Below are 21,422 nucleotides of genomic sequence, written 5' to 3'. Positions count from 1 at the left end.
AGGAATAAATGTTAAAAAAGAAAAATTGTGCTTTATTGGGACTTGGAATTTTATTAGGAGGAACTTATGAATTCTTAAAAGAGAAAAAAAGAAATGAAGAGATTAGAAACTTAAAGAGGAGAATAAATAGACTCGGAAGATGTCACAATGAATTTGTTATGTATCAAGGAGAATACAATGATAGAAATGAAGAAAAACAAGAAGAATTAGAAGAAAGAATTAGCTACCTAGAAGAAGAAACAATATCTAATTATGACCATATACTTGAACTTTCCAAAGAAGAAGTAGAGGGAGATTAAAATGGCGTATGTACCAATACCAAAAGATTTGGACAAGATTAAAACGAAGGTTGCCTTTAACTTAACTAAAAGACAACTTATAGGTTTTTCTGTGGCAGGAGTAATTGGCATACCAACCTATTTATTTATGAAGAAATATCTACCTAATGATGTTTCTATTATTGTAATGCTAATAGTAACCCTGCCAATCTTTTTTATAACCTTATATGAAAAAGACACCTTAACTTTTGAAAAATATTTTAAATTTTTCTATCTTCATAAGTTTTATCAACCAACTAAGAGAATAAGAAAGGAGGCATACCTTGAAGCAAAGAAAAAAGCAAATCAGCGACTTAAATCTAAGGGAAAAACAATTAAAAAAAGACCGAAAGGAAGTAAGAAGGCTAAAAACAAAGAAAGATCCAACAAATAGTCTTCTAAGTGTAATTTTAAAGAAAGAGAAAAAGAGATTTACTGTTGAGGACACTATTCCATATATAAGAATGTTACCAGAGGGCATTTGCCAGTTAGACGAAAAAAATTATTCAAAGACAATTTCATTTCAAGATATAAATTACCAGTTGGCATTGGAAGAAGATAGAGATTTAATCTTTAACCAATTTGCCAACTTTTTAAATTCTTTTGATCCAAGTGTACACATTGAACTTTCATATGTAAATCAATTAGGAAGAAATAAAGACCTACAAGATGCAATTAAAATTGCTGATAAGGGGGACTTCTATGACGATGTAAGAAAAGAGTTTAGAGAGATGTTAAAGCTTCAACTTACAAAGGGAAATAACGGACTTAAAAAGATGAAGTATATAACCTTTACAATAGAAGCCGATAACCTAGAGCAAGCAAGAGCAAAGTTAAATAGACTTGAAGTAGATATTTTATCTAACTTTAAATCTATGGGAGTAAGAGCAGAAAGCCTTGATGGCGAAGAAAGACTAAGACTTGTTCACGATATGTTAAATCCAGACAAGAACTTTGATTTTTCATATAAAGATTTGAAGAAGAAAGAGTCTACAAAATCACATATAACTCCCAATATCTTTAATTTTGCACCAGCAAATAATTTTAAATTTGGGAAATTCATTGGAGCTGTAAGCCATTTTCAAATACTTGCAAGTGAGCTATCAGACAGAATGTTATCTGAGTTTTTAGATATTGATGACAATATTTATGTAGCTTTTCATATAGATGTAGTTGAACAAGCAGAAGCTATTAAACTCATTAAGAGAAAGAACACAGACCTGGACAGAATGAAAATTGAAGAACAAAAGAAAGCTGTTCGTGCTGGATATGATATGGATATTATTCCTTCAGATATAAATACTTTTGGAGCTGATGTTAAGTCCATGTTATCTGACTTACAGAATAGAGATGAAAGGCTTTTTGTAGTTAGCATAGTAATGATGAATTTTGCTAGGACTAATCAAAAATTAGAAAATACCATTGCACAAATCTCATCAATTGCTAACAGACATAATTGTCAGGTAAAAAGATTATCTCATCAACAAGAGCAAGGACTTGTTTCTGTCTTACCTTTAGGAGTTAATCAAGTCGAAATAAAAAGATTTTTAACTTCATCATCAACGGCAGTATTTATGCCTTTTACAACAGAAGAGCTATTTATTGATTCGGCAAATTCTTTGTACTATGGCTTAAATGCCCTTAGCCAAAACTTGATTATGGCAGATAGGAAGAAACTAAAGAACCCTAACGGATTAATATTGGGTACACCAGGTTCTGGTAAATCTTTCTCGGCAAAGAGAGAGATGGCAAATGCAATTCTTGTAACAGACGATGATGTAATTATTTGTGATCCTGAGGGCGAGTATTCAAACCTTGTTAAACAATTTAATGGAGAAGTTATTAAAGTTTCAGCAAAGTCAAAGGACTATCTAAATCCACTAGATATAAATATGAACTATGGAGATGGGGACGCACCTTTAAAAGATAAGGCAAATTTCATAATGTCTATGCTTGAACTTGTAGTAGGAGGATCTGGTCTTACTGCTGCAGAAAAATCTGTCATAGATAGGTGCTTACCAAAGATATTTCAAAAGTATTTTGAAGACCCAAAACCAGAAAATATGCCTATATTAGGAGATTTATACGATATGCTCCTATCTCAAGAAGAGGGAGTTGGCAGGAAGCTCGCAACAGAAATGGAAATTTATGTTAAGGGAAGTCTTAATGTATTTAATAATAGGTCAAATGTTGACCTAAATAGGCAATTGCTCTGTTTTGATATAAAAGAGCTAGGAACACAACTTAAAAAAATAGGTATGCTTGTAATTCAAGACCAAGTTTGGAACAAGGTTTCCCTAAATAGAGGAAGCAAGTCTACTAGATACTATATAGATGAGTTCCACCTTTTATTAAAAGATCCACAAACTGCTTCATATTCAGTAGAAATCTGGAAAAGATTTAGAAAATGGGGAGGTATTCCAACAGGTATAACTCAAAACGTAAAAGACCTTTTAACAAGTCAGGAAATTGAAAATATCTTTGATAATACAGACTTTGTTCTAATGTTAAATCAAGCATCTGGAGATAGAGATATTCTTGCTAAGAAATTAAAAATATCGCCTTATCAGCTAAACTATATAACTAATTCAAATGCAGGTGAGGGACTATTATTCTTTGGAAATACCATTGTTCCCTTTATAGATAAATTCCCTAAAGACACCATGCTATATAAGCTGATGACAACAAAACCAGAAGAAGCTAAGTAGGTGTGATATGGATAAAAAACTAAAAAAAGATTTTCAAAATAAAATTATCCGAAATAGGGACGCTCCTGAAAAGAATATAGATAGTAAACTTGTTCATTCAGATGATTATACTAATAAGATTATTAAGACTAAGGATAGGTTCGGAGATAAAATTTCAGAAAAAGAATCTAAACTTATCCATGAGAATATATTAGCTAAAGATCAAAAACAAGATAAACTAAAAGATTTTCAGAAGGCTAAAAACAAGGAAAGAATCAGAAAAGAAGTTTTAAATAATAAGAATAAGGCTGAAGAAACAAAACAAGCTAATCTTGAAATAAGGACAGATGAAAGCTTTAAACTTGATGAAGACTTAGATGTAGACTTTAAAAAAGTAAATTTTGATAGTGAAAACAGTAGAAATATTAATTCTAATAAACTAACAACAGATGATATTTCAGCTAAGTCTCAACCAATAAGCAATAAGAAACCATCAAGTAAAAGACAAGTTCTTAAAAATTATGAGGATAAACTTATCCATAGTAAGGATAAATTCCAAGACAAAATCAACGAGAAAGAGTCTAAGCGAATCCATACAAGTGAAGAAAAACCTATTGAAGCAAAGAAAAGTAAGAGAATATATAGAAGAGATAAGCTTGTTAAAGATGAAGTAAGCAAGAACGATAGTAATGCTAATATCGATAAAAAACAAAAGCAGAAACTTTATCAAGAAAAGAAGTTTAGAGATAAGGAAAAAATTTCTAAAGAAAAAGATAAAGAAAGTAAGCTAAGCGAAATTGATACAGAAAAAACTTTAGATAATCCTGAGATTAAAGAAAATAATCAAGAATTTATAAAAGATGAAAAAGAAACAAGCCTTAAACCTTCAGAACAAAAGAAAGTTAACAAAAAGAAGACTTACTACAAAAGAAAAAATTATGAAAGTGATAAATTCACTCGAAAGAAAATCGATGACTTAAAAAGTGAATCTAAGAAAGTTACAACGAAAGATTCTAAGAAAGCACAAGATGTTAAAGATTTTATCTCAGATAAAAAGATTGGTGAGCTTGAAAAGTCTAAAAGCAAGCTAAAGGATAATATTTTAAAGAATAAAACTAAAGGAAGTCTATCTTCTGGGGTTTTATTATCTGGAGCTAAGTCATCAGAGTTAGTGAGAGATTATTTAAGTTCAGGATCGGACAATACTGGTGTAGAATCTGGAGAAAAAGTCGCTAATGTAAGCTCTAAGCTTCAGCATGGAATAAGGAAATATAAGTTAGACAAAAAGAAAAAGTCCTTAAAAAAGTTATCTAAACTTGATAAGAAAATAAGAAAGAGAAAAAGCAAGTTGGAGTTTAAAAGTGGCTTGGAAGATTTAAAAAAGTCAGACGCCTATATAAAGAAAAATAGATTTAAGAAGTTTTACCAGAGAAAGCAAATGAAGAGCATGATAGCTAAAAAGCACGAAACAAGACTGGTAGATCGAGTTAAAAAAGCTATTTTAAGTTTAGGTAAGGCTTCTAAAGAGCTTATCGTAAGAAAAAGTAAGATGATTCTATTTCTAGTAATAGGACTAGGTCTTATGCTATCAATCATGATTGGTGGTGGGAGTGTTGGTATGAGTGGATTAAGTAACTCTGTTAACTCAGTAATGACAACAACATACTTATCACAAGATACAGTTCTAAGTGAAGTTAATCAAGAATTTTCATCAATGGAATATGACCTACAATCACAAATAGAAAGTGTAAAAACAAGTCATCCTGGATATGACGAATATATCATAAACAAAGAAGGAGAAATTGGTCATAATACTCATGAACTTTTATCCTATATAACTTCAAGATATGGGGAAGTAAAATCAGCATCTGAAGTAAAAGGAATTTTAAAAGAACTTTTCGATAAGATGTATAAGCTTGACTTTAAGGAAGAAATTGAAATTAGAACAAGAACAGTAGCAAGAACTAGATATGATAGTCGTGGCAATCCTTATACTAGCTATGAAAAAGAAGAGTACGAATATAAAAAGTTAATTGTAACTTTAAAGAAAAAAGAAATGGATGAAGTTGTTAGGGAAATATTTAAAGATTATCCAGACAATGTAGTTCATTATGAAGCTCTTCTTGAAGCTAAGGGAAATATGGGAGATGTTTTTGGAACAGGTAATGGGGACTTAGGAGAAATAGTAGATAATCCAAACTTTGGAAATCCTGGTCTTGCTTTTGATTCAGCTACTGCAAAAGCCTTATTTAATGAAGCAGAAAAACATATAGGTAAAAGATATGTGTTTGGAGCAAGTGGACCATCTAACTTTGACTGCTCAGGTTTTGTATGTTGGTCATTTACAAAGTCTGGTGTAAAGAGAATGCCAAGAACAACTGCATGGAGAATATACAAAGACTATTGTAATCCAGTAAGTCCAAGTGAAGCTCAACCTGGAGATATTATATTTTTCCACTCAACATATAACAGTGGAACACCAATATCTCACGTAGGAATATATGCAGGTAACGGAATGATGATTCACGCAGGAGATCCAATTCAATACACATCAATAAATTCAAAATATTGGAAATCACACTTTTATGGTTTTGGAAGACCAAGATAGAAGGGAGATATTATGTGAACAGGAAGCTTATAAGTATTAGAAACAAAAAGAAAAAAATAGAAGAGAAATTAAAAAATCTAAATGCAAAATACAAGGAAATTTGCGATGAAGAAATACAAGTTGAAAATGAAGAAATAATTGTAACTCTTAGGAGGAACAATATCAGCTTGGAAGAATTAATGGAGAAAATCAATGATAGAAAAAGAGAAGAAAAATTAAAAGAAAAGGAGAACATTCATAATGAAGAAATTTAATACGAACAGACTAAGAGCCTTTTTTATGGCTCTTTTATTAATTTTGACATCAACTGTGCATACAAGTGCATTTGCAAAGTCTGATGTTACTTGGACGGAAGATGATTTTATGTATTCCTCTGAGGGAAATATAATAGCCTTTAGTGATAAGGGCTTAGAAAAGAAAGAAAAGACAAATGTTCTAGTATTTCCTGAAGGAACGAAATCTATAAATGGAAATTATTCTTTAAGTCATTCAAACGATGAACTTAGATATAAAAGAGAATTTGGACGTGGCAAACATTGGGATAAAGTAATTATTCCTGATTCTGTTAAGCATTTAGGTTATGCTGCCTTTTACGATGCAAGTATAGACGAGGTAAAACTATCAAATAGTCTAACTTATCTTGGTGGTTTAGCATTTTTCAATTGTGGACTTAGAGAAGTGACTTTACCTGATACTTTGGTAAATATTGAACATAATGCTTTTGAAAGAAATAACCTCCAAGAAATAACTATACCGAGGTCTGTGAAGACAATTGAACAGTATGCTTTTTCAAGAAATAAACTGCACACTGTAAAAGTTTTAGGCAATCCAAACATTAACAGTAAAGGAGTATTCCATAATCAAGATGTTGAATATAGACCAAAACAAAATCCATTTTACGAAAATCATTTTGGTTTCAACGGAAATCAAGGATTCAAATCTATTCCTAATGGATTAAGGTTTGAAAATGGAGAGTTTGTCTTTGATAAGAACGTAGATAGTGTAGAACTTGAATTTGATTATAACAATGATATGTATCAAGGAAAGATGACTATATACAATCCAAATAAATATTCCATTGGTACTCAAACTGATTTGACAGGACAAGATATTGATGAAAAGGACAACAAGATTGATGATTTAACTAAAAACATTAAGGACTTAGAAAATCAGATCAAAGACTTAAATGATAAGAAACAAGAAGATCAATCAAAGATAGATGAGTTAAAGGAAAAGTTAGAATCTTGCAAAGATAATGGAGAGAAACTAAAACAAGAAAAAGCTAGGCTAGAAGAAGAAATTAGAGATAAAGACAATAAGATTGCTCAATTGAATAAAGAAATTGAGGATCTTAAAAACTCCAATAATGATGAACTAATAGCAGAAATTACTCAGCTTAAAGATGAATTAAAAAGATTACAAGATGAAAATGCAAAACTAAAAGAAGATTATTCATCTACAAAATGGGAGTTAGAAGCTGAGAAAGAAAAGACAGATAAAAACGAAAATAAAATCAAAGAAATGCAAGAAAAGCTTGAGTCTTTAGAAGGAGAACTTGCAAAAAAGACTAAAGAAATTGAGGATAAAGATAATAAAATTAAGGGCTTAGAAAAAGCTCTTGATGAAAAAGATAATAAGATAAAAGATTTAGAGTCTAAAAAGAAAGAAACAGAAAATTCTAAGTCAGAATGCTGTAAGAAAATTGAAGAGCTTCAAAAGGCTATTGATAGTTTAAAAGAATCTTCTGAAAATACAAAAAAAGAATTAGAAGAGAAGATTAAAGGACTAGAAGGAAAACAAAAAGCTTCTGAAGAAGAAATTAAAAAGCTAAAAGAAGAGTTAGATAAGAAAATTGAAGAAGCCAAGAAGTTAATCGAGGAAGCAAATAAAAAAGCTAAAGAAGAACTTGAAAAGCAAGCTAAAGATGAAAAAGAAAAAAATATAAACCAAGGCTTATCTAAGAAATTAGATGAACTTCTAAAACTCCAAAAAGAAAACAAAGAGAAGAAAGAAGATAAGAAATCTCAAGATAAGAAGTGGGACGAACTTTTGAAAGCTGATGATAAGAACATCCTAAATCAATTTGATCTTAACAAGATGAAAAAGCAAGAGGAACAACAAGGTAAAAAACAAGTTAAAGATGAAAAAGAATTTGCAGTTTTCCAAGTAGACAAAAACTTCTATAACATTATCAACAAAGATGGTAAGACAACAGTCTATATGGACGTAAAAACTTATGTAGACCAAGGAAGAACTATGATTCCAGTAAGATATATTGCATATACTCTAGGTTTTAATGTTGAGTACGACAACTCTACTCGTGAAGCTATTTTCTCAAATAAAGAGAATAATATCCTAGCTAAAAAGACATTAAGACTAAATATTGATACTGGTGTTATGAAAGATTCAGATGGAAAGGTCTACAATTCAGATGTTAAGCCAGTGATTATAAATGGAAGAATTCATGCTTCAATTTCAAACATTGCCAAAGCTTTTGGAGCAAGTCATGGAGATATTAAAGATGGTAAAAACCAAACAATAGAATGGGACAATGATAGAAAAGCAGTCTATGTATTTAAAAATGTAAAATAAGAAAGGATAGAAAAATGAATATGAGCATTAAACGAGGAGTAGCCATAGCGTTACTCCTTTTTACATTTACAGTACCAGTAACTACATTTGCAATGACAAATGAAGGGCAAATAGAAAATCAAAGTGAATCAATATATGAACCACAAAAAGAAGAATTTGAAAAAATGTTGAAAGACGATGTTTTTACACCATCAAAAGAAGAAATTCCTTATCAAGATGTTCCAAGAATACCAGGAAATACAAGTGAAGCAAATAAGCCTTCAAATAATCCTCCGAAGAAAACACCACTTGTAAAAGGTGGTAATACAAAGGCAGTAAATAATCTTGCGACACAGGAAAATAAAGCAAGAGGTTCAGTAATTGAAAATGTAGATAGGAATGGAAAAGATATAACACCAAGTGGAGACACAGAAAAAGATAAAGAAAATCCAGTAGATGTAAGACAATTTTTAACATTTCAAACTAAAAGTGGAAAAACTATGCACCTAATAGTGGATCACTCATCAAACCAGGATAATGTAAGATTATTAACAGAAGTAGGAGAGCAAGATCTACTTAATATGATTGAATCAGAAGATAAAAACACTATAAAGGTTGAAGAGCCTAAGAAAGAAGAAGTAAAAAAAGAAGAACCTAAGACTGTTCCAGTAAAAGAAGAAAAGAAAAGCGGGATAGGTTCATTTCTAATTGTTGCACTTGTAATTGGAGGAGTTATAGGAGCGGGATATTATTTTAAAGTAGTTAAAGCAAAAGAAGATAAAATGTTGGAAGACTTTGAAGAAGATGATAAGGATTATATTAGTGAGTCAGAAGATGAATCTGACAATGAAGAAAGTAATGAAGAATCTTTAGATGAAGACGATGAAGATGAACTATTATAATAATTTTTAAAAGTTTGAGCGAGAGAGAAATCTTTCGCTCTTTTTTTATTTATGGAGGTATTAATGAAGTTAGTAATAGCAGAAAAGCCAAGTGTAGCAGTTACAATTGCAAAAGTAATTGGATCAAGAACAAGAAAAAACGGATATTATGAGGGGAATGGATACATTGTTTCTTGGTGTGTCGGTCATTTAATTCAAATGGCAAGTCCAGATAAGATAGACGAAAAATGGAAGAAATGGACAATAGACACTCTTCCTATAATCCCAGAAGACTATATTTATGAAGTATCTAAAAGCACTAAGAAACAATATGGAGTTTTAAAGAAACTTTTAAACGATAAGAACATCGACACAGTTATAAATGCTTGTGATGCTGGTAGAGAAGGAGAACTTATTTTTAGGCTTGTATATAATCAAGCTAAATGTAAGAAGAAGATTCAAAGACTTTGGATATCTTCAATGGAAAACAAAGCTATTGAAGATGGATTTAGAAATCTTAAAAACGGAGAAAACTTTGAAGACCTATATAGATCAGCAAGTGCAAGAGCAATTGCTGATTGGCTGGTGGGAATGAATTTAAGTAGGCTTTATTCTTGCATTTATAAGGAAACATATTCAGTTGGTAGAGTACAAACACCAACTCTATATTTAATAGCTAAAAGAGATAGCGAAATAAACCTATTTAAGAAGCAAAAATATTATACAGTTGACATATCTTATGAAGGATTGAAACTTGTATCAGATAGGATTGATAGAATTGAAGTTGCAGAACAACTATTAAATCTACTAGAAGATGAAATAGTTATTACAGAGGTAGAAGATAAAGAGGTAAGCACAAAACCAGATAAGCCTTATGATCTCACTACCTTACAAAGAGAAGCAAATAAATATTTTGGATATTCAGCAAATGACACTTTAAACCTGGCACAAGGCTTGTATGAAAAAAAGCTAATCACATATCCAAGAACAGATAGTAGGTATTTAACCGATGATATGGTTAATACTATGAAAGAATTATTAGAAGGACTTGAAGATGATTTTAAAATCAATGAATCAAATTATAAGTCTATTTTTAATTCATCTAAGGTTACAGACCACTATGCAATTATTCCTACTATATTAGGTATTGGAAAAGCTAAAGATATATCTGATAAAGAAAGCAAAATCTATAATCTAATTAAGAATAAATTACTTGCTTCATGTTCGGATAACTTAAAGGAATCTAGTAGAAAAATCAAATATGAATATGACAAGTTTAACTTTAATGCAAGTGGCAAGACTATAATCGATGAAGGTTATGCCAAGTATTTAAAGCCTTATGGAAAACAAAGACAAGAAAATGAATTACCAGATGTAAAGACTGGAGATAAAATTAAGCTAACTTCTAAAAATATATCGGAGAAATTTACCAAAGCTCCAAGTCATTATAATGAAGATACACTTTTAAAGGCTATGGAGAATGCAGGAGTAGAATCCTTGGATAAAGACATAGAAGTAGAAAGAAAAGGCTTAGGAACACCAGCTACAAGAGCAGGAATTATTGAAAATCTTATCCATAAGGACCTTATAAAAAGAGATAAGAAAAACTTACTTGTAACAGAAAAAGGCAATAGACTTGTATCGATTGTAGAGGATAAGTTTAAGTCGGCAGAAACAACTTCTGAATGGGAAATGAAACTTGCAAAGATTAGCTCTGGAAAAGTAGATAAAGAAGACTTTTTAAGAGAAATTGAAGATAGTATAAGGGAGCTTGTAGATAGGTACAAGAATAATCTAAATGAATAAGGTGAAGATATTAGAGCTTTTCGGCGGCATAGGTGCTATTAGAAAGGCTTTTATTAATTTAAAGATACCTTATGAAGTAGTTGATTATGTAGAAATAGATAAGGCTTGTGTTAAATCATATAACGCACTTTATGGAGAAGACTATAAGCCAAAATCAGTTGTAGGATATAAAGCACCTAATGAAAAGATAGACTTAATTATGCATGGAAGTCCTTGCCAAGACTTTTCAAGAATAGGAAAAAAGCAAGGAGGAGTTAAGAATTCAGGAACTAGATCAAGCTTACTATTTGAAACAATTAGAATAATCAAAGAAATGAAAGATAAACCTAAATGGATAATTTGGGAAAATGTAAAGGGAGTCCTTGATAGAAATATGAGGGACTCCTTTTTTATTTATCTAAAAGAGCTAGAAAACCTTGGATATAAAAGCAAATATGAAATCTTAAATGCAATGGACTTTGGGATACCTCAAAAAAGGGAGAGGATATTTGTTGTTTCATGTCTTGGAGCAAATAATTTTTCTTTTAATAAATTGGAGAGGAAAGAAACAAGACCACTAAGTGAATTTTTAGAAAAGGATGTAAGTGAACTTTATACAATGACCCAACCTTATATGCTGAAATTTTTAAATAAATGCATAGATAACAGTTTTAGAGGGCGACTAAAAGTTATTAAAGATTTTTCTTATACTATTTCTACAAAACAGATGAGAGTACCTAATTCTGGAATAATAGATATTGGAAACGGTCAATATAGGTATTTAACAGAAAGAGAATGCCTAAGACTCATGGGTTTTGATGATAGTGATATTGACAAACTAGAAGAAGTACATCCAAGAAGAAAAAATTGCACCTCAAGTAAACTATATAAGCAGGCCGGCAATTCTATTGTGGTTGATGTTTTAATGGCTATTATAAAAGAAATTCAAAGAATGGAGGTAGGAAATGCAAGTAAATGATTTTAAAAATATACAAGAAGCAATAAAGTATGAAGTGTTACAAGAAGAAAAAGAATATTTAAAACTCTTAAAAGTTATAGGCAATAATCAGAAATATGATTTTTCAAGCCAACTAAGTATATATAACAAAGAACCTGAAGCTATAGCTTGTGCGACTTTTGATATGTGGAAGAAATATTTTGGCAGAGTTGTTATGAGGGGTCAAAAGGGTATTCCAATTTTAGTTGGAAGTGATGTAAATCAAAGAATTTCATATATTTTCGATATTAGTCAAACCACATCAATGGATAGGAATATCAATGAGGTTAGCTTATGGCAGTTTGATCACGAAAACCATAACGAGGCTTTAAAAGAAATAATAAATGCTTCTTCATTTGAAGCTAGTGATTCACTTAATGAAAATATATTTTCTTTAAGTCGAATTTATGGAGATGAATATATTAACTTGGCTCTTGCTGATTTAAGGATAGATATAGAGGATAGACTTAGCTTTGAAAAGTTTATGAGAGACTCAATATCCTATGCGGTAGCTAATAGGTTTAATACAGTCTACCCTATGGATATGGAAAATTTAAAAAATAATTTTTCTAGGATTAATACAATTTCTTTAGAACAGATAGGTCTTGTAATATCAAGGATTAGCGAAGATATTATAGATAGCACAATAGAAAAATCTAAGGAAATGGATCGTGCTAGGCTGCTGACAGAAAGGGCCGATGCCGACTATAATAGAGATATAGAAAATACAAATGAAGATAGAGGAGGTCAAAATGATTTATATAGACGAGATGATAGGTCAAGAAGTAGAGATGGACGAGTTTTCACAGATGGAAGCGACAGAGGAAATAGCGATGAAGATCGAAGAGAAAGCCTTGGATATGATGGAGAAGGATCTGGAATTTATGGAGAGATTTCCGAATCCGACTTACGCAGTCCTAAGACTGTCTTACCTAGTAGGGAGCGAGGACATGGAGAACTGGAAGAAACTTCAGGAAATGTACGAGGAGAAAACACTTTTGAACCATCTGAAGGAAATTCAAGATCAGGCAGTGGACTTTATCAAGAGAGAGAAAGTCAAGATGATGAGAGCACAAGGATTGACAGAGAAGATGATGAGAGAGAATCCAGAGGAATACCAAGGACAGATGAACAACTTGATGGCAACAGTGAAGAGAATGGCAATCAAGGAATACGTGGAAGCTTAGAAAATGAAATAAGCCAAGAAAAGGAAGCTGATGAAGCTTCTTTTTTTGATGGCAACAATATTGAAAAAAGAAAAGACTACTGGATTGTAGAATTTAATGAAAACCACGAATTAGTTCCCGATTATAGTGGGCAGATAGTAACTAAAGACTTAATTAATGTCCTAAGACAAAGGGATATTGATGTTAAAGACCATAATCAAACTCTTGGAGAAAATGAATTTGGAGAAATGACTGATGATTATATCGGATATTTCAAATTCTATTTTGACCACTATGTAGACGGTGAAGTTATCGAGCACTATAGGATTGACCTTGGTGATGGTGAAGAAGTAAATGAGCGTGAATTTTCATATTTAGAAGAGCAGGTTGCACTAAGCGAGGAAAAATCTTTACAAGAAGAAATTAAAGAAAAGATAGAGCCTAAATTTAAGATAGGCGATCAGGTTAGATATAAAGATAAGGACTTTACCATTACAGATTTTGATGAACTAAGTGGAGGACTTAAAACTGTCACTATCAGAGATAATATGGAATATATGGGAGGTATGATTAGGGGTTTGGAAGTAATTCCATACAGAAACGATTCATACCTTGAAGAAATCTTTGAAAATCTAAGTCAAACACCAGAAAAACTAGCAGTAAAGGTTGGTAAGGAATTTATTTTAGAAGATGAGAAGATCTTTAATGGAATTAACTTGATTGAAACTGGAACTAAAGTAGAAGTTAATGGGAAAGAATTTCCTTTATTTAAGGGCGAAACATTTGAAGAAAGTAGAAAGATTGATGATATTTTAGATAGTGGAAATTATGAAATATATAAGTTATCTGAGTATGAAAAACAAACTGAAAGACAAGTAGTGCAAGAAAGCTTTATTGATAGCCATAATCCTGAAATTGACCAAATGATGAATAGGTACAATGTCCCAAGAGAAGCAGCCGAAAACTTATTGAGGGGAAAAGAAGATTTAAAGAATCTAGGCTATGAACTTAATAAGGAAAGGATAAGTTTTGCTAGAAATTATGACTTGAAAAATCATATCTACTCAGAATACCTTACACCATCAGAAAAGCTAGATAAAAATATCAAAGCTATTAAAATGCTAAAAAGACTTGAAAATGAAAATAGGAGTCCAAGAGAGTATGAACAAGCATATCTTGCTGACTATTTAGGTTGGGGAGGTCTTGCCGAAGTTTTCGATGAAGAAAAGGGAGGACAATGGCTCGAAGCAAGAAATATTTTAAAAGAAAATCTAACAAATGAAGAGTATTTGAATGCTAGAGAGTCTACCTTAACATCGTTTTATACACCTAGAAAAGTAATGGATGGAGTATATAAGACTCTAACAGATATGGGATTTAAGACTGGGAATATCCTTGAACCATCTGCAGGGGTCGGTAATTTCATTGGTAATATGCCAAGTGAAATACAAGGCTCTAAAGTATATGGAGTAGAAAAAGATAGTCTAAGCGGAAGAATAGCAAGAGAACTTTATCCTGAAGCTAATATTCAAATTAAAGGCTTTGAAGAAACAAACTTCTCAAATAACTTTTTCGATTTAGTTATAGGAAATGTTCCCTTTGGAGATTTTAAAGTTAACGATCGTGAATATAACAGAAATAACTTTCTGATTCACGATTATTTTTTTGCAAAGTCAATAGATAAGGTTAGGAATGGAGGAATTATTGCCTTCATAACATCATCTGGAACTATGGATAAAAAAGATGAATCTGTTAGAAAATATATTAATGCAAGATGTGAATTTTTAGGAGCTATGAGGCTACCTAATACAACATTTAAAGGACTTGCTGGTACAGAAGTTACTTCAGATATTATTTTCTTAAAGAAGAGAGATTCAGTTATAGAAAGAGATGACGATTGGATACACCTAGCAACTGATAAAAAGGGTTTAACCTATAATAAATACTTTGTAGATAATCCTCAAATGGTATTAGGGGATATGAAAGAAGTATCTGGAAGATTTGGCAATACTATCACTTGTGATGCAAAAGAAGACGAAAATCTAAAGGATTTAATGGATCTTGCAAGTAAGGAAATATCTTCAAATTCAAAATATGAAGAGGTCGAACTGTTGGAAGATGAAGAATTAAGTCTTCCAGCAACAGATGATGTTAAGAATTTTTCCTATACCATTATTGACGAGGAAGTCTACCTAAGAGAAAACTCAGTCTTAATCAAGCAGAATATATCAGAAAAAAATAAAGAAAAGATAAAAGATTATCTTGATGTAATGAATGCTTTAAAAGATGTAATAGAAAAACAAAAGGACGATTTTTCTGATGAAGAAATAAAAGAGTCACAAGCAAAGTTAAACGAAGTCTATGATAACTTTTCAAAGAAACATGGCTTTATTAACTCCTTATCAAATACTAGAGCTTTAAAGGAAGACTCAAACTTTCCTTTGGTTTCATCAATAGAAATACTTGATGATGAGGATAATTTCAAAGCTAAGAGTGATATATTCTCAAAAAGAACAATAACAAAGGCAAAAGTAGTAGACCGTGTAGATACTTCCCTTGAAGCCTTAGTCTTATCTGTTTCACAAAAAGGATATGTAGATTTTGAATATATGGAATCTATCACTAACAAAGATAGGGACACCTTAATTGGTGAACTTGAGGGCGAGATATTTTTAGATATTAAGGATACAGACCTAATAAATAACAGAATGCCCTTTGAGAACTTTGACAATGACGATCCCTTTCATTTTTCATATGTATCAGCTGATGAATATTTAAGTGGAAATATTAGAGAAAAGATTGGCTATCTCAATTCATATATCGGAGAAATTGAAAATGTAATAGATTTAGCACCTTCTGAAAAGAAAGACACATTATTAAACGAGTTAGGCAAACTTAAATATCAAAGAGAAAAATTACAAGAAGTTATGCCTGAAGAACTAACTGCCTCTGATATAAATGTAAGGTTAGGAGCAACTTGGATACCTCAAAAAGATATAGAAGACTTTACTTTTAATCTTTTAAAAACCCCAGGTTATGATAGGTGGAATATAAATGTTAGGTTCTCGCCACACACAAGTGAATGGAATATTGAAGGTAAAAGCGTTGACTCGGCTAATGACCTTGCTAACATGACTTATGGTACAAGTAGAGTGAATGCCTATAAGCTAATTGAAAATGCTCTTAATCTAAAAGATACAAAGGTATTTGACCAAGTAATAAATGATGATGGTTCGAAGACTTCTGTATTGAATAAAAAAGAAACTATGCTTGCAAGTCAAAAGCAGGAACTGATTAAGGAAGAATTTAAGAATTGGATATTTGAAGATCCTGATAGAAGATATAGGTTAGAAAAAATTTATAATGAAAAATTCAATTCAATTAGAAATAGAGAATTTGATGGTTCTAACTTAACTTTTGATGGAATGAATACTGAAATCAGACTACGAGAACATCAGAAAAATGCCATAGCAAGGACTTTATATGGTGGAAATACACTACTTGCCCATGTAGTTGGAGCAGGAAAAACTTTTGAAATGGTAGCTTCTGCCATGGAATCTAAAAAGTTAGGACTTGCAAGTAAATCATTATTTGTAGTTCCTAACCATCTAACCACTCAAATTGGTAGAGAGTTTATGCAATTATATCCGTCAGCAAATATTATGGTGGCCGATAAAAAAGATTTTCAACCAAAAAACAGAAAAAGATTTATTGGTAGGATTGCAACGGGAGAATATGATGCGGTCATCATAGGACACTCTCAATTTGAAAAAATACCAATGTCTAAGGAATACCAGGTAAGGCATATACAAGACCAAATAGATGATATAGTTTCCTTTATTGGCGAAAATAAAAGAAATAGAGGAGAAAATTTTACAGTAAAACAACTAGAAAAGACAAAGAAGAAACTCTTGGTAAGACTTGAAAAACTAAATGATGACTTTAAAAAAGATGATGTAATAACCTTTGAAGAACTAGGAGTAGATAAGTTATTTATAGACGAAGCTCATAATTACAAAAACTTATTTTTGCATACCAAGATGAGAAATGTTGCAGGTATCGGTCAAAGTGAAGCCTTTAAGTCTTCAGATATGTATATGAAATGTAGGTATATGGATGAAATGACAGATGGCAAGGGAGTTGTTTTTGCTACTGGTACACCAATATCAAATTCAATGACTGAGCTTTATACTATGCAAAGATACCTTCAATATGACGATTTAAAGGCAAGAGGATTAGAACATTTTGACGCTTGGGCTTCTACTTTTGGAGAAACAGAAAACACCTTTGAATTATCTCCAGAATGTACTGGATATAGGCAAAAGACAAGATTTTCAAAGTTTTATAATTTGCCAGAACTGATGAGCATGTTTAAAGAAGTAGCAGATATAAAGACTTCAGATATGTTAAATTTGCCAGTACCAGAAGCAAACTTCGAAGTTATTAAAACAAAACCTACTGAGGAACAAAAAGAAATATTAGAAGCTATTTCAGAAAGAGCTGACGCGGTTAGAAATAACCAAGTAGAGCCAACAGAAGATAATATGTTAAAGATTACAAATGATGGTAAAAAACTTGCCCTTGACCAAAGATTAATAAATCCACTACTTCCCGATGATCCTAATTCAAAGGTTAATGTATGTGTAAAAAATATCTTTTCGATCTGGGATAAGACAAAAGAAAATTCATCGACCCAATTAGTATTTTCAGATATGTCTACACCAAAAGGAGATGGAGAATTTAATATATATGATGATATTAAAAATAAGCTAGTAAATATGGGAATACCAAAAGAGGAAATAGCCTTTATCCATGAAGCAGATACAGACAAACAAAAAGATGAATTATTCTCCAAGGTAAGAAGAGGAGAAGTAAGAGTATTATTAGGCTCTACTCAAAAAATGGGAGCAGGTACAAATGTACAGAACAAATTAATAGCCTTACATGATTTAGACGTTCCGTGGAGACCGTCTGACCTAGAGCAAAGAAGTGGTAGAATTGTTCGCCAAGGTAATGAAAATGATAAAGTTAATATCTTTAGATATGTAACAGAGAATACCTTTGACGCCTATTTATGGGTGCGACATGAAGTCGCTTAATTTAACTGTTTGGCATGATGACCAAACCAACTATTCCGTTAGTTGAGCCGAGTATCGACTGCACTTAGGTGTGGTAAGCCGATATTAAAGTAACCCTACTTGAGGTAAAACCGTGAGGAAATACCGAAACTGCCAGCAACAAGGTGGTTAGGGAGCGAGGCTTGATAATATGGCTAACATATGTGAACTACTGATAAATGTCGTTAAGGCGAATAGGCTAAAGTTGCTGATAAGCCTGAACCAAAATGGTGTGTAGTCGGATAATCCTTTCCACAGTGGGATTACACGGACAAAAAGACTACCGGCAGAGAGGTAGAGCCTAAGTTATCAATGTTAATTAAGTGAAACATGGTAAGCCTGTACTATTGCCATAAGGCAAGGCAAATCGTAAGAAATGCTGATAATCGTGCAGGTAAAGGAGAATGGAAAAAGCGAATGCCATCTTGTAATGAGATGGATAGGGGTTCAAAATTTGCCCTAACTTGAAAGAGTGCAGACTTCCATTTGGTTTTTAATCACAAGAGAACTTGTAGAATTTTTGAAAGGAGAAAGCAAATGAACAGTAAAATGTGTGCTACTACTAACAGAGCTAAAAACTGGGAAAGTATAGACTTTTCTCTAGCAGAAAGCTATGTTAAAAAACTACAAATGCGTATTGTGAAAGCGTGGAAAATGAGTAAATATGGAAAGGTAAAATCTTTACAACATTTACTCACAACTTCATTTTATGCAAAAGCCTTGGCTATTAAGAGGGTAACTGAAAATCAAGGCAAGAAAACAAGTGGTGTAGATGGCGAATTATGGCTAACACCACAGGCAAAGTATAAGGCGATAGAAAAGTTAAATTTAAGAGGATATAAACCTAAGCCTCTTAAAAGAGTGTATATACCAAAGAAAAATGGGAAGAAAAGACCTCTCAGCATTCCTACAATGACAGATAGAGCAATGCAAACCCTATATAAATTTGCACTTGAACCCATAGCAGAAACTACTGCTGACCCTAATTCTTATGGATTTAGGGCAAAAAGATGTACACAAGATGCTATCGAGCAGTGTTTTACATCACTCAATAAAAAGAAATCTGCAAAATGGGTACTTGAGGGAGATATAAAAGGTTGTTTTGATAATATAAGTCATGAATGGATATTAAATAATATCCCAATGAACAAGAAATTATTAAAACTCTGGCTTGAGTGTGGATATATAGAAAAACAAAAACTATTTCCAACAGAAACAGGAAGCCCCCAAGGCTCGCCAATATCACCTATTATTTCCAATATGGTATTAGATGGTTTAGAAAAAGCAATCAAAGAGAAATACCATAGAAGAACAGTAAATAAGAAAACATATTTCCCAAAGGTTAACTTTGTTAGATATGCAGATGATTTCATCGTTACAGGGGAAAGTGCAGAATTGCTTGAAAATGGTGTAAAACCAATCATTGTAAAATTCTTGGCTGAAAGAGGTTTAGAATTATCAGAGGAAAAGACACTCATAACACACATAAATGACGGTTTTGATTTTCTTGGAGTTAATATTAGGATGTATAAAGATAAGTTGCTTACAAAACCATCTGATAAGAACTTCAAGGCTATTGTCGATAAAATCAGACGAATCATAAAAGATAATCCGTCAATGAAACAAGAAATTTTGATTAGAAAATTAAATCCAATCATTATAGGTTGGGTAAACTATCATAAATATAATGTTTCATCTAAAGCCTTTGAAAAACTTGATTATGAAATATATAAAAGCTTGTGGACCTGGTGCGTTCGTAGACACCCAAAGAAAGGTAGAAAATGGATAGCTAAGAAATACTTCCATACCATTGGAAATAGAATCTGGACTTTCAGTGTAGCAACTGGCGACAGAATGGAAAATGGCGAGAAATACTATCTTCGTCTTAAATATGCTACAGACACTGATATTAAAAGATTTACCAAGATACAAGCTGAAGCAAATCCATTTGATGAAAATTGGCAAATATACTTTGAAGAAAGAGAAGAGTTAAAAATACGAAACGAACTTAAAGGACGTACAGTTATAAATAGACTGTATAAAACGCAAAATGGAATATGCCCTGTTTGTGGAGAGAAAATAACTATTGATACAGACTTTAGAGTACATCAAACAATTCAAAATAACATTACCCTTAAAACTTTAGTACATCCTTGGTGTCATAGAAAATTGCATATAAACGATGAAGAAAACACGCTGGCTCTTTAATTAGGGCTTATAAAAACTTGAGCCGTGTGAGGGGAAACTCTCATGCACGGTTCTTAGAGGGGAAAGGGATAGTAATATCCCTGACCTACTCGACCAGACAATAGAGAATAAGCAAAAATTCATTTCTCAAATTATGACTTCAAAAACTCCAGTAAGAGTTGCAGAAGATGTTGATGAAGCAAGTCTATCTTATTCAGAAATTAAGGCTTTAGCTACTGGTAATCCTTTAATAAAAGAAAAAATGGATTTAGATAATGAAGTTACAAAATTAAAAATGCTTGAAGCAAACTACAAGTCTAATAAATATAAGCTTGAAGATAAGGTAAATAAAATTTATCCTCAAAGTATTTTAAAAACTGAAATGGAAATACAAGCAGTTAAAGAAGATATTGCAAGTGTTGAGAAATTAGGAGAAGGAGATAGCAAATTCACTTCAATAAGTCTTAGGGGAAATAAAATTTTAGATAAGAAAGAAGCTGGAGAGAAGCTATTAGAAGAAATAAAAAAGGTAAAGATAAATGATAGCAAGGTTATTGGTAAATATAGAAATTTAGACTTACAAGTTTCATATAACTTTATGACTAATACTCACACCTTTAAACTTCTAGGAAAAGCAGAATACTTTGGAGAGTTTTCAAACTCTACTGATGGTAATATAACAAGGCTTGATAATGCCATTGAAAAAATGCCTTCAAGACTTGATAGGTTAAATCAAAACCTTGAAAACTATAAAGAATCTTTAGAAAATGCCAAAGTAGAATTGACAAAACCATTTGAAAAAGCAGATGAGTTAAGGGATAAGACCCTAAGACTAGCTGAGATTAATAAACTTTTAGATATGGGAGAAGTGGAAGAATTAGAAAACCAATCACCATTATTAGAAGATTTAAAAAGGGCGATAGTTGATTATTCTAACTATGAGTTTTCAGAATCTAATAGCTATGAAGACTTTGACAAACTATATCCTGATTTAAGCCATATAGGACTTGCCTATACAGAAACACCAGATGGTAAGCACTCTATTCAATATGAAGTAAATTTGGAAGAAAAAACATGGACTCAGTATGTAGATGATGTAGCTATTA

At 31.8% G+C, this 21,422-nt stretch carries 11 protein-coding genes and 2 pseudogenes; all 13 read left to right on the top strand.

Features of this window, described 5'->3' with window-relative positions; genetic code table 11:
- Window positions 1-8: 8 nt before the first annotated feature.
- Complete coding sequence (locus HMPREF1253_RS01550) at window positions 9-299, top strand: hypothetical protein (protein WP_023055005.1); 291 nt, start codon at window positions 9-11, stop codon at window positions 297-299.
- A 1-nt stretch (window position 300) separates the two neighbouring features.
- Entirely contained in the window at window positions 301-711 is a 411-nt protein-coding gene (locus tag HMPREF1253_RS01545; RefSeq protein ID WP_023055006.1) for a PrgI family protein, read from the top strand.
- Window positions 602-3,025: a VirB4-like conjugal transfer ATPase, CD1110 family gene (locus tag HMPREF1253_RS01540; RefSeq protein ID WP_081696558.1), complete on the top strand. Its 2,424-nt coding sequence runs from the start codon at window positions 602-604 to the stop codon at window positions 3,023-3,025. The genes HMPREF1253_RS01545 and HMPREF1253_RS01540 overlap by 110 nt, the downstream gene beginning before the upstream one ends.
- A 7-nt stretch (window positions 3,026-3,032) precedes the next feature.
- The gene (locus HMPREF1253_RS01535; RefSeq protein WP_023055013.1) at window positions 3,033-5,612 is read left to right on the top strand and encodes a C40 family peptidase; all 2,580 of its coding nucleotides are present in this window, start codon (window positions 3,033-3,035) and stop codon (window positions 5,610-5,612) included.
- Window positions 5,613-5,626: 14 nt separating this feature from the next.
- The gene (locus HMPREF1253_RS01530; protein ID WP_023054993.1) at window positions 5,627-5,866 is read left to right on the top strand and encodes a hypothetical protein; all 240 of its coding nucleotides are present in this window, start codon (window positions 5,627-5,629) and stop codon (window positions 5,864-5,866) included.
- The gene (locus HMPREF1253_RS01525) at window positions 5,853-8,204 is read left to right on the top strand and encodes a leucine-rich repeat protein (RefSeq protein WP_023054995.1); all 2,352 of its coding nucleotides are present in this window, start codon (window positions 5,853-5,855) and stop codon (window positions 8,202-8,204) included. The genes HMPREF1253_RS01530 and HMPREF1253_RS01525 overlap by 14 nt, the downstream gene beginning before the upstream one ends.
- A 14-nt stretch (window positions 8,205-8,218) precedes the next feature.
- Complete coding sequence (locus tag HMPREF1253_RS01520) at window positions 8,219-9,085, top strand: CD1107 family mobile element protein (protein ID WP_023055000.1); 867 nt, start codon at window positions 8,219-8,221, stop codon at window positions 9,083-9,085.
- Window positions 9,086-9,148: 63 nt separating this feature from the next.
- Window positions 9,149-10,870 carry a DNA topoisomerase 3 gene (locus tag HMPREF1253_RS01515; protein ID WP_023055012.1) on the top strand — a complete coding sequence of 574 codons (1,722 nt, stop codon included), beginning with the start codon at window positions 9,149-9,151 and terminating at the stop codon, window positions 10,868-10,870.
- Window positions 10,863-11,828: a DNA cytosine methyltransferase gene (locus HMPREF1253_RS01510; protein WP_023054994.1), complete on the top strand. Its 966-nt coding sequence runs from the start codon at window positions 10,863-10,865 to the stop codon at window positions 11,826-11,828. Before HMPREF1253_RS01515 ends, HMPREF1253_RS01510 begins: the two co-directional genes overlap by 8 nt.
- 2,257 nt (window positions 11,829-14,085) lie before the next feature.
- Window positions 14,086-18,090 (top strand): annotated as a pseudogene (locus HMPREF1253_RS10675) (helicase-related protein); the annotation flags it as partial.
- 369 nt (window positions 18,091-18,459) lie between these two features.
- Window positions 18,460-18,597, top strand: coding sequence for a hypothetical protein (locus HMPREF1253_RS10230; RefSeq protein WP_023055008.1), 138 nt, complete (start codon window positions 18,460-18,462; stop codon window positions 18,595-18,597).
- A 69-nt stretch (window positions 18,598-18,666) separates the two neighbouring features.
- Window positions 18,667-20,337, top strand: coding sequence for a group II intron reverse transcriptase/maturase (ltrA, locus tag HMPREF1253_RS01500; RefSeq protein ID WP_023055010.1), 1,671 nt, complete (start codon window positions 18,667-18,669; stop codon window positions 20,335-20,337).
- Window positions 20,338-20,425: 88 nt separating this feature from the next.
- Window positions 20,426-21,422 (top strand): annotated as a pseudogene (locus HMPREF1253_RS01495) (DNA helicase); the annotation flags it as partial.

Source organism: Peptoniphilus sp. BV3C26 (genome assembly GCF_000478985.1).
Classification (GTDB): Bacteria; Bacillota; Clostridia; order Tissierellales; family Peptoniphilaceae; genus Peptoniphilus_B; species Peptoniphilus_B koenoeneniae.
Note: the sequence above shows the minus strand (reverse complement) of the source record. Positions and strands in the feature narration are given on the sequence as shown.

What these genes read in the sequence shown, in the direction of transcription:
- HMPREF1253_RS01550 (WP_023055005.1), top strand. Translation starts at nt 9, where the DNA reads ATGTTAAAAAAGAAAAATTGTGCTTTATTGGGACTTGGAATTTTATTA.
- HMPREF1253_RS01545 (WP_023055006.1), top strand. Translation starts at nt 301, where the DNA reads ATGGCGTATGTACCAATACCAAAAGATTTGGACAAGATTAAAACGAAG.
- HMPREF1253_RS01535 (WP_023055013.1), top strand. Translation starts at nt 3,033, where the DNA reads ATGGATAAAAAACTAAAAAAAGATTTTCAAAATAAAATTATCCGAAAT.
- HMPREF1253_RS01525 (WP_023054995.1), top strand. Translation starts at nt 5,853, where the DNA reads ATGAAGAAATTTAATACGAACAGACTAAGAGCCTTTTTTATGGCTCTT.
- HMPREF1253_RS01520 (WP_023055000.1), top strand. Translation starts at nt 8,219, where the DNA reads ATGAATATGAGCATTAAACGAGGAGTAGCCATAGCGTTACTCCTTTTT.
- HMPREF1253_RS01515 (WP_023055012.1), top strand. Translation starts at nt 9,149, where the DNA reads ATGAAGTTAGTAATAGCAGAAAAGCCAAGTGTAGCAGTTACAATTGCA.
- HMPREF1253_RS01510 (WP_023054994.1), top strand. Translation starts at nt 10,863, where the DNA reads ATGAATAAGGTGAAGATATTAGAGCTTTTCGGCGGCATAGGTGCTATT.
- HMPREF1253_RS10230 (WP_023055008.1), top strand. Translation starts at nt 18,460, where the DNA reads ATGGTAAGCCTGTACTATTGCCATAAGGCAAGGCAAATCGTAAGAAAT.
- ltrA (WP_023055010.1), top strand. Translation starts at nt 18,667, where the DNA reads ATGAACAGTAAAATGTGTGCTACTACTAACAGAGCTAAAAACTGGGAA.